Source organism: Streptomyces venezuelae ATCC 10712, from assembly GCF_008639165.1.
Lineage (GTDB): Bacteria > Actinomycetota > Actinomycetes > Streptomycetales > Streptomycetaceae > Streptomyces > Streptomyces venezuelae.
The window spans coordinates 4,581,261-4,593,789 of sequence record NZ_CP029197.1 but is presented as its reverse complement, the minus strand read 5'-3'; the positions used below and the strand labels follow the sequence as shown (position 1 = coordinate 4,593,789).

9 protein-coding genes are annotated in these 12,529 nt (G+C 73.2%); 5 read left to right on the top strand and 4 right to left on the bottom strand.

Annotated features, from left to right (window positions below; all coding sequences use genetic code 11):
* Positions 1-55: 55 nt before the first annotated feature.
* From DEJ43_RS21245 to DEJ43_RS21235, 3 genes are read left to right on the top strand one after another with little or no spacing between them, the layout of a single operon-like run.
* Positions 56-2,278, top strand: a complete 2,223-nt coding sequence (locus tag DEJ43_RS21245; RefSeq protein WP_015035442.1) for an acetate--CoA ligase family protein — start codon at positions 56-58, stop codon at positions 2,276-2,278.
* 6 nt (positions 2,279-2,284) lie between these two features.
* Positions 2,285-3,082, top strand: a complete 798-nt coding sequence (locus DEJ43_RS21240) for an enoyl-CoA hydratase/isomerase family protein (RefSeq protein WP_015035441.1) — start codon at positions 2,285-2,287, stop codon at positions 3,080-3,082.
* A gap of 56 nt (positions 3,083-3,138) precedes the next feature.
* Positions 3,139-3,735: a flavin reductase family protein gene (locus DEJ43_RS21235; protein WP_224272570.1), complete on the top strand. Its 597-nt coding sequence runs from the start codon at positions 3,139-3,141 to the stop codon at positions 3,733-3,735.
* Here DEJ43_RS21235 and DEJ43_RS21230 read toward each other — a convergent pair.
* Both DEJ43_RS21230 and DEJ43_RS21225 read right to left on the bottom strand, forming a co-directional pair.
* Positions 3,725-5,026, bottom strand: coding sequence for an MFS transporter (locus tag DEJ43_RS21230; protein WP_041664113.1), 1,302 nt, complete (start codon positions 5,024-5,026; stop codon positions 3,725-3,727). The genes DEJ43_RS21235 and DEJ43_RS21230 overlap by 11 nt on opposite strands.
* 88 nt (positions 5,027-5,114) lie before the next feature.
* On the bottom strand, positions 5,115-6,323 hold the full coding sequence (locus DEJ43_RS21225) for an MFS transporter (protein ID WP_106433870.1): 1,209 nt from the start codon (positions 6,321-6,323) through the stop codon (positions 5,115-5,117).
* A 112-nt stretch (positions 6,324-6,435) separates the two neighbouring features.
* On the opposite strand from DEJ43_RS21225, the gene DEJ43_RS21220 reads away from it, so the two are divergent.
* Together DEJ43_RS21220 and DEJ43_RS38795 are read left to right on the top strand one after the other, a co-directional pair.
* On the top strand, positions 6,436-7,464 hold the full coding sequence (locus DEJ43_RS21220; protein ID WP_015035437.1) for a GlxA family transcriptional regulator: 1,029 nt from the start codon (positions 6,436-6,438) through the stop codon (positions 7,462-7,464).
* Positions 7,465-7,594: 130 nt separating this feature from the next.
* On the top strand, positions 7,595-10,492 hold the full coding sequence (locus DEJ43_RS38795; RefSeq protein WP_015035436.1) for an eCIS core domain-containing protein: 2,898 nt from the start codon (positions 7,595-7,597) through the stop codon (positions 10,490-10,492).
* A gap of 46 nt (positions 10,493-10,538) precedes the next feature.
* Here DEJ43_RS38795 and DEJ43_RS21210 read toward each other — a convergent pair whose 3' ends face one another.
* A complete protein-coding gene (locus DEJ43_RS21210) occupies positions 10,539-11,588 on the bottom strand; it encodes a Zn-dependent alcohol dehydrogenase (RefSeq protein ID WP_015035435.1) in 1,050 nt (349 codons plus the stop codon).
* Positions 11,585-12,517: an SDR family oxidoreductase gene (locus DEJ43_RS21205; RefSeq protein WP_015035434.1), complete on the bottom strand. Its 933-nt coding sequence runs from the start codon at positions 12,515-12,517 to the stop codon at positions 11,585-11,587. The genes DEJ43_RS21210 and DEJ43_RS21205 overlap by 4 nt, the downstream gene beginning before the upstream one ends.
* Between the last annotated feature and the right edge of the window lie 12 nt (positions 12,518-12,529).

Here is a 12,529-nt window from a genome sequence, read left to right as displayed (position 1 = left end):
TGTAATCTGACTAGGCGTCAGGTGTATACGGATGGGTGAAGGGCGGGCGGAACACATGCTTGGATCGACTCACGGCACCTTCACCACCGGTCTCCGCGCCCGCGTGGACGCCTGCGGGGAGTCGCCCCGCACCACCGTGCACGGCGTCACCGCCGCCCCCGGCGACCAGGACGTCAGCGGCCGGCCGCTGCACGCCGCCGTGCCCGACCTCGACCGCTTCTTCCGGCCCGAGTCCGTCGCCGTCGTCGGCGCCTCCGACGCCGAGGGACGGCCCAACACCGGCATCACCCGGCAGCTGCTCGCCTGGTCCGAGCGCGTCGGCGCCCGGCTCGTGCCCGTGCACCCGACCCGTACCAGCGTGTTCGGGATCGACTGCGTGCCCTCCGTCGGCGCGCTCACCGAACCCGTCGACCTCGCCGTCCTCCTCGTCGCCGATCCGCTCCCCGTCATCGAGGAACTCGCGGAGACCAAGGTGAAGTTCGCGGTCGCCTTCGCCTCCGGCTTCGCCGAGACCGGCGAGGCCGGGGCCGCCGCGCAGGAACGTCTCGCCGCCGCCGTACGCCGCTCCGGGCTCCGCCTCCTCGGCCCCAACACCAACCTCAACGCCTTCGAACGCTTCCGCGAGGACCTCGAAGGACCCGCCGTCGCCCTCATCACCCAGTCCGGCCACCAGGGACGGCCCGTCTTCACCCTCCAGGAACTCGGCGTCCGCCTCTCCCACTGGGCGCCCACCGGCAACGAGGCCGACCTGGAGACCGCCGACTTCATCTCGTACTTCGCCGGACGGCCCGAGGTCGGCGCCATCGCCTGCTACGTCGAGGGCCTCAAGGACGGCCGCTCCTTCCTCCTCGCCGCCGACCGGGCTGCCCGCCACGGCGTCCCCGTCGTCGCCGTCAAGGTCGGCCGCACCGAGACCGGGGCCCGTACGGCCGCCTCCCACACCGGCAAGCTCACCGGCGCCGACCAGGTCGTGGACGCGGCCATGCGGCAGTTCGGGGTGATCCGGGTCGACGGGCTCGACCAGCTCCAGGACACCGCGACCCTGCTCGCCCGCGCCCGCCGCCCGCAGGCCGACGGCGTCGTCGTGTACTCGATCTCCGGCGGCACCGGCGCGCACTTCGCCGACCTGGCCACCGAGGCGGGGCTCCGGCTGCCCACCCTCCCGCAGGCCAAGCAGGACGAACTGCACACGTGGATCCCCGAGTACCTCTCCGTCGCCAACCCCGTCGACAACGGCGGGCACCCGGTGGGCGACTGGCGCGGCCGGAAGATCATCGACGCGATCCTCGCGGACCCCTCGGTGGGCGTGCTGATCTGTCCGATCACCGGCCCCTTCCCGCCCATGAGCGACAAGCTCGCCCAGGACCTCGTCGACGCGGCCGAGGCCACCGACAAACTCGTGTGCGTGGTGTGGGGCTCCCCCGTCGGGACCGAGGACGCCTACCGCACGACCCTGCTCGGCTCCTCGCGCGTCGCCACCTTCCGTACGTTCGCCAACTGCATCGGCGCCGTGAAGGCCTACCTCGACCACCACCGCTTCACCACCTGTTACCGCTCCCCCTTCGACGAGGCCCCCCGCACCCCCTCCCCGTCCTTCCGCAAGGCCCAGGCGCTCATGCGGCCCGGCCGCCGGCTCAGCGAGCACGCGGCGAAGCAGCTGCTGCGGGCGTACGGCATACGGGTGCCCCGCGAGCAGCTCGTCACCAGCGCGGCGGCGGCCGTGCGGGCCGCCGGGCTCGTCGGCTATCCGGTGGTCATGAAGGCCTCCGGCGCGCAGCTCGCCCACAAGACCGAACTGGGCCTGGTGAAGGTCGGTTTGACCTCGGCGAGCCAGGTCCGCGACGCGTACCGCGAACTCACCGACATCGCCCGCTTCGAGTCGATCGACCTCGACGGCGTCCTGGTCTGCCAGATGGTCGGGCGCGGGGTCGAGATGGTGGTGGGCGTGGCCCGCGACGACCTGTTCGGCCCGACGGTGACGGTCGGGCTCGGCGGGGTCCTCGTGGAGGTCCTCGGCGACACGGCCGTACGGGTCCCGCCGTTCGGGGAGCGCGAGGCCCGCTCGATGCTCGCCGAACTCCGCGGCCGGGCCCTCCTCGACGGCGTACGGGGCGCCCCGCCGGCCGACGTGGACGCGCTCGTCGAGGTCGTGCTGCGGGTGCAGCGGATGGCCCTCGAACTCGACGGCGACCTCGCCGAACTCGACATCAACCCGCTGATGGTGCTGCCGCGCGGGCAGGGCGCGGTGGCCCTGGACGCCCTGGCGGTCTGCCGATAGGAGCCCTTGGTGACCGACCTTCCGGACGTCCTCCACACCCTCGCGAACGGCGTCTCGTGGATCACGCTCAACCGCCCCGAGGCGATGAACGCGGTCACCTGGGACCAGCGGGAACGGATCATGGCCCTGCTCGACGAGGCCTCCGCCGACCCGGACGTCCGGGCGGTGGTGGTGACGGCGACCGGCCGGGGCTTCTGCGCGGGCGCGGATCTGCGCGGGGCGCCGTCGACCGGCGACCGGGTCGCCGGGGACGTGGCGCGCACGATCCGGCGGGGGGCGCAGCGGTTCATCGGAGCCGTTCTGGACTGCGAGAAGCCGGTGATCGCGGCGGTGAACGGGACGGCGGCGGGGATCGGTGCGCACCTCGCCCTCGCCTGCGACCTGGTGCTGGCCGCCGAGTCGGCCCGTTTCATCGAGGTGTTCGTCCGCCGCGGCCTCGTCCCGGACGGCGGCGGGGCGTATCTGCTGCCGCGGCTGGTCGGGCCGCAGCGGGCGAAGGAGTTGATGTTCTTCGGGGACGCGGTGCCGGCGGCGGAGGCGTACGCGATGGGTCTGGTGAACCGGGTCGTCCCGGCGGAGGACCTGGAGAAGACGGCCCGGGAGTGGGCGGAGCGCCTCGCCCAGGGCCCGACCCGGGCCCTCGCGCTCACGAAACAGCTGGTGAACGCGTCCCTGGACGTGGACCGCGCGACCGCCTTCGCGGCGGAGGCGGCGGCGCAGGAGATCAACATGACGACGGGGGACGCGAGGGAGGGTGTGGCCGCCTTCGTGGAGCGCCGGGAGGCTCGGTACGAGGGGCGGTAGCGGGTGCCGCCCGCCCCTTCCTATCTGACGAACCGTCAGGTTCAATGGTCGGTGTGATGGGACACGCGGGGATGGCGGCCACCGTCGTCCGACACCTGAGAGCGGCCGGTTCGCCGACGGCCGTGGAACCACTGCCCAGGCCGGTGCTGCGCGCGGTACGGGAGGACGAGCGACCGCCCGTCGACCCGGCCGAATTCCGCCGCGTGCTCGGTCACTTCGCGAGCGGGGTCACGATCGTGACCGCGCTCGACGCGACGGGACCTGCCGGGTTCGCCTGCCAGTCCTTCGCCTCCCTCTCCCTCGACCCGCCCCTGGTCGCCTTCATGGTCGCCCGCACGTCGACGACCTGGCCCCGGATCGCGGGCGCGGGCGCCTTCTGCGTCAACGTCCTCGGCGCCGACCAGGGCCCGCTGTGCCGGTCCTTCGCGGTGAGCGGCGCGGACAAGTTCGCCGGGGTGGACTGGGCCCCGGCCCCCGTCACCGGCTCCCCCCGGCTGGCCGGCGCGCCCGCCTGGATCGACTGCGCGATCACCGCCGTGCACACCGGGGGCGACCATCTGATCGTGGTGGGGCGGGTGGAGTCGCTGGGGGCCGAGGAGGAGGGCGAGCCCTTGCTGTTCCACCGGGGACGGTTCGGGCGCTTCAGCGCGTAAGGGACGGTCCGGGGGCCCGGCGGTTGATCACCAGGGCCATCAGGGCTGCCGCCGCGCACAGCGCGCCCGAGGCGTACCAGACGACGTCGTACGTGCCGAAGACGTCACGGGCCACGCCGCCCGCGAAGGCCACGACCGCCGCCCCGACCTGGTGGGAGGCGAGCACCCAGCCGAAGACGATCGCCGAGTCCTCGCCGTACTGCTCGCGGCACAGGGCGAGGGTGGGCGGCACGGTCGCCACCCAGTCCAGGCCGTAGAAGACGATGAAGAACAGCATCGGCGGCTGCACGGAGGGGGCGAGCAGCATCGGCAGGAAGAGCAGCGAGACGCCGCGCAGCGCGTAGTAGACGGCGAGCAGCCGGCGGGGCTCGAAGCGGTCGGTGAACCAGCCGGATGCGACCGTGCCGACGACGTCGAAGACGCCGATGACCGCGAGCAGTCCCGCCGCCGTCGTCACCGGCATCCCGTGGTCGTGGGCGGCCGGCACGAGGTGGGTCCTCACCAGGCCGTTCGTGGACGCGCCGCAGATCGCGAAGGAGCCCGCGAGCAGCCAGAACGGGCCCGTGCGGGCCGCCTTGAACAGGACGGTGACCGCGCGGCGGGCCGCGCCGGTGACGGGGGCGGGCTTCTCGGCGTACTCCCCGCCGTACGGGGCGAGCCGGACGTCCGCCGGGTGGTCGCGGAGCAGCAGCCACACGAAGGGGACGACCGCGAGGGCGGCGAGGGAGACGGTCACGGCGGCCGGCCGCCAGCCGTGGTGCTCGACGAGCCAGGAGAGCAGCGGCAGGAAGATCAGCTGCCCGGAGGCGCCGGCGGCGGTGAGGATGCCGGTGACGAGGCCCCGGCGGGCCACGAACCAGCGGTTGGTGACGGTCGCGGCGAAGGCGAGGGCCATGGAGCCGCTGCCGAGGCCGACGAGGACGCCCCAGGAGAGGACGAGCTGCCAGGGGGCCGTCATCCACGTGGTGAGGGCCGCTCCGACGGCGATTACGGTGAGGGCGACGGCGACGACCCGGCGGATGCCGAAGCGGTCCATGAGGGCGGCGGCGAAGGGGGCCGTCAGGCCGTAGAGGGCGAGGTTGACCGAGACGGCGAAGCCGATGGTGCCGCGCGACCAGTCGAACTCCGCGTGCAGCGGCTCGATCAGCAGGCCCGGCAGGGAGGCGAAGGCGGCCGCGCCGATGATCGTGACGAAGGTGACCGCCGCGACGGACCAGGCGCGGTGGAAGCGGGGGGTGCGGACCGGGGGGCTGCCGGGCGTGCGGTCGGGGCGTGCGGTTGTCTGGGCCATGCCACCGAGCATCCCGGTCCGCCCGCGGGACCGGCCATTGGCCGGGACGACAGGTTTCGAACGGATCGGGACACCCTGCCCGTGCCGGTCACACCCTCGGCAGCGTCCTGATCGGGCGTACGGACAGCAGCGCGGCCACCACCAGCACCGCGATCCCCGCCCCCACCAGCAGCACCTCCTCCGTGCCGACCACCGCCGCCACCGGCCCCGACAGGGTGCGGCCGACACCCATCATCAGCAGCGAGCCGGCCACGTCGTAGGCGTGCATCCGGTTCAGGGCCTCCTGCGGTACGTGCGTCTGGACGGCGGTCGACCACATCACCAGCCAGAACGCGAAGGCGGCGCCGCCGATGAACTGGCCCGCGCCGAGCACCGCCACGGGCGCGCCGAGGCCGAGCAGGACGAGGTTCACGGGCAGGCCGAGGAGGGCGACCGCGCCGGCCGCGAGGGGGGTGCGGGGGCGCAGCCGCAGGGCGAGCAGTCCGCCGACGGCGCTGCCCGCGCCGCCCACGGCCATGAGCACCCCGTAGGCGGCCGAGCCGTGGTCCTCGGTGACCAGGCTCGCGGTGAGCGGCACCATGGGTCCCGCGACGGTCAGCCCGTACACCGTCCAGATGGAGATCACGCCCCAGAGCCAGCTGCGCGCCCTGAACTCCCGCCACCCGCAGACGAGTTCCGCGCCGAGCGAGTCGCGCCGCAGTGAGTCGGAGGGGAGCGGCGCGATGCGCATGAGGGCGAGGCAGAGGGCGCTGACGGCGAACGTGGCGCCGTTGACGGCGAAGGCCGCGCCCGCGTTCCACACGGCGACGAGGACACCGGCGGCGGCCGGGCCCGCCATGGTCATGAGCGCTTCGACGACCCGCAGGACGGCGTTGGCGCGCTGCACGTCGGGGGCGATGCGGGGGATGGTGGAGGCGACGCCCGGCTGGAAGAGGGCGGCGCCGACGCCGCTGAGGACGGAGAGGGCGTACACGGCCCAGAGCGGCGGGCCGCCGAGCGTGAAGGAGACGGCGAGGACGGCCGCGCCGGGCAGCCGCAGCAGATCGGCGAGGATCATCATGCGGCGGGCGGTGAACCGGTCGGCGAGGACGCCGCCGAAGAGGACGAAGAGCGCGAACGCGGCGGTCCAGCCGCCGAGCGCGTACCCGACGGTGGCGCCGGAGTGCCCGGCGCCGAGGAGTCCGGCGGCGAAGGCGACCGGGACCATGCCCTCGCCGAAGACGGCGACGCCCCGGGCGACGAAGAAGAGTCGGAAGTTACGGTTCCACAGTGCGGGCGGCTCGACCGCGGCGGGAATCCGCCCGGTGGCCTCAGACTTGTACGTGTTGTCCGTCACGGAGAGCAAGACCTACCACCACGTGGTCTACACCACCACCGAATTTCGACCCACCCCGGAGGGAGCACCGCCCGTGCCGACGCCGCCCGTGCCATCATCGCCCGCCCCGCCCCCGCACCGCGTCGCCGTGCTCGCGCTGCCCGGCCTCCTCCCCTTCGAACTCGGCATCCCGCACCGCATCTTCGGCCGCGCCAAGGACGCCACGGGCCGCCCGCTGTACGAGATCGTCACCTGCGCGACGGCCGCCGGACCGGTCCCGACGGACGCCGACTTCTCGATCCACGTCGAGCACGGCCCCGAGGCGCTGGCCGCCGCCGACACCGTCGTCGTCCCCGCCTCGTACGAGCTCGGCCCGGTCTACGACGAGGGCAGGCTCACCGAGGAGCTGGCCGCCGCCCTCGGACACATACGGCCCGGCACCCGGCTGGTCTCCATCTGCACCGGCGGCTTCGTGCTCGCCGCCGCCGGGTACCTCGACGGCCGCCCGGCCACCACCCACTGGGCCTCCGCCGAGCACTTCCAGCGCCTCTTCCCGCGCGTACGGGTCGACGCCGACGTGCTGTTCGTCGACGACGGCGACGTCCTCACCTCGGCGGGAGTGGCCGCCGGGATCGACCTGTGCCTGCACATCGTGCGCCGCGACCACGGCACGGCGATCGCCAACGACGTCGCCCGCAGGACCGTCGTACCGCCCCACCGGGACGGCGGCCAGGCCCAGTACATCGAGCGGCCCCTCCCGGAGGCCGGCACCCACACCACGACGACCGCGCGGGCCTGGGCGCTGGCCCACCTCCACGAGCCGATCCAGCTGCGGGACCTGGCCGAGAAGGAGGCGATGAGCGTACGGACGTTCACCCGCCGCTTCCGCGACGAGGTCGGCATCAGCCCCGGCCAGTGGCTCACCCAGCAGCGCGTCGAGCGCGCCCGGCACCTCCTGGAGTCCACCGGACTGCCCGTCGACCGGGTGGCCCAGGACGCGGGCTTCGGCACCGCCCAGTCGCTGCGGGTGCATCTGATGAGCGCGATCGGCGTGACCCCGACGTCCTACCGGCGCACCTTCCGCACGAGCACCGCCGTCCCGTCCGCGGACTCCGCCTCCTGACCCGTCCGGCCGCCCGGCGGGCCCCCGGGGGCCCGCGCGTTGCCTCCTTTCTGCCCTCCCGTACATGGCCGGGCCGCCCGCGCACCGGGTACGCAGGAAGGAGTCGACTGCTCGCCCAGGAAGAGGTCGTATGCAAGCCGAAGAGCGGGCACGTGCTGCCGAGGAACGGAAGCCCAAGGCCCCGGAGCACCGGCCCCGGGCCACGGGCCAGGCATCGCCCCCCGGCCTCCTCGCGCTGCAGGGCGCCGTCGGCAACGCGGCCGTCGTCCAGATGCTCCGCCGGGCCGGACACCCCGGAGCCCAGGAGGAACACGCGCCGGGCGCGGAGCACGAACCCCACGGCCCCGGCCACGACCTCCACGGCCCCGGCCACCACCACCCCGGCCCCGGCCACCGGCACCACGACCACGCCGGGCAGCCCGTGCAGCGCTCCACCGTCCACGACGTGCTGCGCGCCCCGGGCCGCCCCCTCGACGCCGGCACCCGCACCGAGATGGAGAGCCGGCTCGGCGCGGACTTCTCCGACGTCCGCCTCCACACCGGCGCCGCCGCGCAGGCCTCGGCGGCGGAGATCGGCGCGCGGGCGTACACCTCGGGCAGCCATGTGGTCGTCGGCCGCGGCGGCGCGGACCGGCACACCCTGGCCCACGAGCTGACCCACGTCATCCAGCAGCGCCAGGGGCCCGTCTCGGGCACCGACAACGGCTCCGGGCTCAGCGTCTCGGACCCCTCCGACCGCTTCGAACGCGAGGCGGAGGCGAACGCCCGCCGCGTCATGTCCGGCTCCGTGCCCACCTCGGCGGCGCCCGTGCAGCGCGCCGAGGGCGGGCCGGACGCGGCGCACGTGCAGCGGGCGCCGGCCCCTGCCGTACACGCCGGCGGGGAGATCGCCGTCCAGCGCGCCGGTGGCGACGCGCCCTTCGACCACGCCGAGTACTACGGGCACGCGGACTGGGCGGCGGCCGCCGCCAGGTTCGAGCAGCGTCTTGGCGCGTACGCCTTCAACCACCCGAAGGCGCTCGACGCCGCGCGCAAGACCGTGAACCGGCTCAAGCAGCTGCTCATCAACTACGCCAAGGCCGAACGCAAGGACCCCGCGCTCGCCAACAAGTCGTTCTTCAAGGACGACAAGACGAGCGCCGGGCAGGTCGGCGTCGACATGACCACCGCCGAGATCAATGCCTTCTTCTCCCGCGACGGCAACGTCCGCGAACTGATCACGGCCGTCTACAACGCCGCCTACTACAACAAGGACGCCGAACTCTCCGTCAAGGGCATCCTCAACAACATCATCGGGCCCAAGCCCAAGCTCGCCGGCAGCCTCGGCCTGAACCAGGACGAGGTGAAGAAGCACACCGACTTCCTCAACGGCTGGACCCGGCCGGCCCTGTGGAGCGCGGCCAACCTCGCGGGCAAGGGCTACAACTACGAGAAGGACCCCTACGCGCTGGGCAACCTGCTGTGGCAGTCGGAGTCGGAGACCTTCGTCGGCGACACCCTCGAAATGATCAACAGCCAGGGTCCGCGCAAGGAGCGGAGCGAGGCCGACAAGGAGGCCCACCGCAAGACCCCCCGCGACTACGTGAACCGGGGCGCCCCGCTCAGCGACCGCGAGCTGAAGTTCGTCGGCAAGCCCGGCATGGACGACAAGCTGCCCTGGAACGAAGGCGCCGCCTACTGGGAGATCCAGCAGAACGAGTCCTGGCCGCAGGCGAACGCCGCCCGCGGCATCCCGACCGTCGCCGGCATGTCCGGCACCACGACCCGGATGCTCAAGACCTTCCAGTGGATCAACGTGCCCGGGGTCGACGCCTTCGACTACCGGATGGCCGTGATGGGCTGGATGCTGCCGTCCTGGGACCACTCGCTGTACGAGATCCTGCGCGGCTCCTGGGCCGCCGGGATCAAGGGACCGGGCGAGTCCGCGGCCACGGCCGGCAAGGGCGCGGCGCTGATGTACCAGCACATCGCCCCCTTCACGGAGGTCGAACTGCGCCAGCACGTCTGCGAGAACGGCCAGTTCCCGCACGAGAACCTGTACCTGGAGGAGTCCCGCAAGGCACGCGCGACCGACCCCGCGGCGAGCGGCTTCATGGAACCCGGGGCGGGCACCGCCGCGGACGTGACGACCAAGTACGCCGCCTTCGTCGCCGGCGACACGACGCCCACGCCGCGCATCGCCCAGTGGAAGGCCGACAACGGCGGCGCCTCGACGGAGGCCGTCGCGGAGACGTTCAAGCCCGCGCACGCCAGCGCGCTCATGGCGTACACCGGCGGCGCCCACCAGATGATCAACTCGGTGGTGCGCAGCCGGCTGCTGCCCGAGGGATACGCGCCGTACGGCATGGTCGGCCTGGCCACCGCCGGCGCCGAGGCCATCTCGATGAGCCAGATCAAGGGCCAGCTGCGGTGGGCGGCGCAGGACCCCGACCACGAGCACCTGCCCACGCTCGACGAGGACCCGGTCATCGGGCCGCAGCTCGCCGCCGCGCGGGGCACCGACGCCACGGCCAAGGCGGCGGCGATGGCCGTCATCAACCCGCGGATCGACGTCCTCGCGCCCCCGCTGTTCGAGGAACTCAAGGCGCACGCCGACATGACCATGGAGGCGCTGAACCATCTGCCTCCCGTGACCGGCACCGTGTACCGGGGCGACTGGAACCTCGGTGGCGACGAGATGCCCTACCAGCTCGGCAAGCAGGCCGCGCTGGCCTACCGGCCGGGCTCCGTCTTCACGAGCTCCTTCGACAGCACGAGCCGGCAGGAGGACGTGGGCATGGACTTCATGCGCGGCCAGAAGGTGTCCGGCACGAAGACGCACCGGATCCTGCTGGAGCTGGAACTCACCGGGAAGTACGGGCGGGACATCGACCCCTTCCACCAGTACCAGGGGACGGAGGCGGAGGTCCTGCTGATGCCGGGGGCGCGGTTCAAGGTGACGAAGAGCGAGTGGAAGAAGGACCCGGGACACCAGGCGTCGAACGGCGGCACGGACTGGTACGAACACGTCTGGGCCACGGAGGTGTGACGGACCCCGCCGCCTGACCCCCGCCGCCCGCCGCCCGGCCCGGGGGTCAGAACGTCAGGACCCCCCGGGCCACCTTGCCCGACTTCGCGTCCGCCGCCGCCTTCTCGAAGTCCTCCACCCCGTACGTCGTCGTCACCAGCTCGTCCAGCAGCAGCGCCCCGGACCGGTACAGCTCCGCGTACAGCGGGATGTCGCGTTGGGGGCGGGACGAGCCGTAGCGGCAGCCCAGGATCGACTTGTCGAGGAACATCGCGGCCGGCGGGAAACTCGCCTCCGCCTTCGGCGACGTCATGCCGAGGAGGACCGCCTGGCCGTGCCGGTCCAGGAGGTCGATGGCGGTGCGGACCAGGCCGGTGTGGCCCACGCATTCGAAGACGTGGTCCGCGCCGGTCGGCAGGATCTCCCGTACGCCGTCCGCCGAGGTCAGGAAGTGGTTCGCGCCGAACAACCGGGCGACCTCTTCCTTGGCCGGGTTCGTGTCCACGGCCACGATCGTCGGCGCGCCCGCGATCCGGGCGCCCTGGAGGACGTTGAGCCCGATCCCGCCGGTGCCGATGACGACGACGGTCTCGCCCCGGCCGACCTTGGCCCGGTTCAGGACGGCTCCGACGCCGGTGAGGACGCCGCAGCCCATGAGGGCGGCGGAGGTCAGCGGGATGTCCTGGGGGATCTTCACCGCCTGGACGGCTTTGACGACGGTCCGCTCGGCGAAGGACGAGTTGGAGGCGAACTGGTAGAGCGGCTTCCCGCCCCGTGAGAAGGGCTGCCCGGGCATCCCGATGGCCTTCCGGCACATCGTGGGCCGCCCCCGGTCGCAGTCGGCGCACGCGCCGCAGTTCGCGAGGGTGGAGAGGGCCACGTGGTCGCCGGGGGCGACGTGGGTGACTCCGGGGCCGACGGCCTCGACCACGCCCGCGCCCTCGTGCCCGAGGACGACGGGCGGCGGGAAGGGGATGGTGCCGTCGACGACGGACAGGTCGCTGTGGCAGAGCCCGGCGGCCGCGATGCCGACGAGCACCTCGCCGGGGCCGGGGTCCCGCACCTCCAGGTCGTCGACGACCCGGACCCGCTCCCCGTCGAACACGACGCCTCTCATGAGCCGTTCTCCTTGCTCGCGTTGGGGCGGTCGCCGGCGGCCGCGGCCCGGGCCATCTCTTCGAGTCGCGCCAGCATCGGCATCGGGTCGGTGCCGACCGTCCCGGGCAGGAAGTCCGCGATCCGTTCGGGGGTCCACGCGCCGCCCTCGGCGTATCCGGCGCGCAGTTCCCTGGGCTGCGCCCAGACGGCGATCTTCGGGCCGGCGATCGTGTAGACCTGGCCGGTGATCTTCTCTTCGCGGGCCCGCTCGGAGAGCAGGTAGACGACGAGCGCCGCCACGTCCTCCGGCTCGCCGATCTCCTTGAGTTCCATGGGGACGTTCGCGGACATGCGGGTCCGCGCCACGGGCGCCACCGCGTTGGCGGTCACGCCGTACTTGTGGAGGCCGAGGGCCGCCGACCGTACGAGGGAGATGATCCCGCCCTTCGCGGCGGAGTAGTTGGCCTGGGCCACCGACCCCTGGTGGTTGCCGCTCGTGAAGCCGATGAGGGTTCCGCTCCCCTGGCGGCGCATCACCGCCGAGGCCGCCCGGAAGACGGTGAACGTGCCTTTCAGGTGGGTCGCGACGACCGGGTCCCACTCCTCCTCGGACATGTTGAAGAGCATCCGCTCGCGCAGGATGCCCGCCACGCACACGACGCCGTCGAGGCGCCCGTACTCGGCGAGGGCGGTGTCGACGACCCGCTGCCCGCCGGTCATCGTGGAGATGTCGTCGGCGACGGCGACGGCCGCGCCGCCCGCCGCCTCGATCTCCTTCACCACGGAGAGCGCGATCTCGGAGGTCGGCTCGCCGCCCTCGATCGACACGCCGTAGTCGTTGACGACGACCTTCGCGCCCTGCGCCGCGCACGCGAGGGCGACGGCGCGGCCGATGCCCCGCCCCGCGCCCGTGACGGCGACGACCTTGCCAGTCAAGAAGTTCCCCACGTCCGGCCCCTC

What these genes read in the sequence shown, in the direction of transcription:
- DEJ43_RS21230 (WP_041664113.1), bottom strand. Translation starts at nt 5,026, where the DNA reads ATGGCCCAGACAACCGCACGCCCCGACCGCACGCCCGGCAGCCCCCCG.
- DEJ43_RS21210 (WP_015035435.1), bottom strand. Translation starts at nt 11,588, where the DNA reads ATGAGAGGCGTCGTGTTCGACGGGGAGCGGGTCCGGGTCGTCGACGAC.
- DEJ43_RS21245 (WP_015035442.1), top strand. Translation starts at nt 56, where the DNA reads ATGCTTGGATCGACTCACGGCACCTTCACCACCGGTCTCCGCGCCCGC.
- DEJ43_RS21235 (WP_224272570.1), top strand. Translation starts at nt 3,139, where the DNA reads ATGGGACACGCGGGGATGGCGGCCACCGTCGTCCGACACCTGAGAGCG.
- DEJ43_RS38795 (WP_015035436.1), top strand. Translation starts at nt 7,595, where the DNA reads ATGCAAGCCGAAGAGCGGGCACGTGCTGCCGAGGAACGGAAGCCCAAG.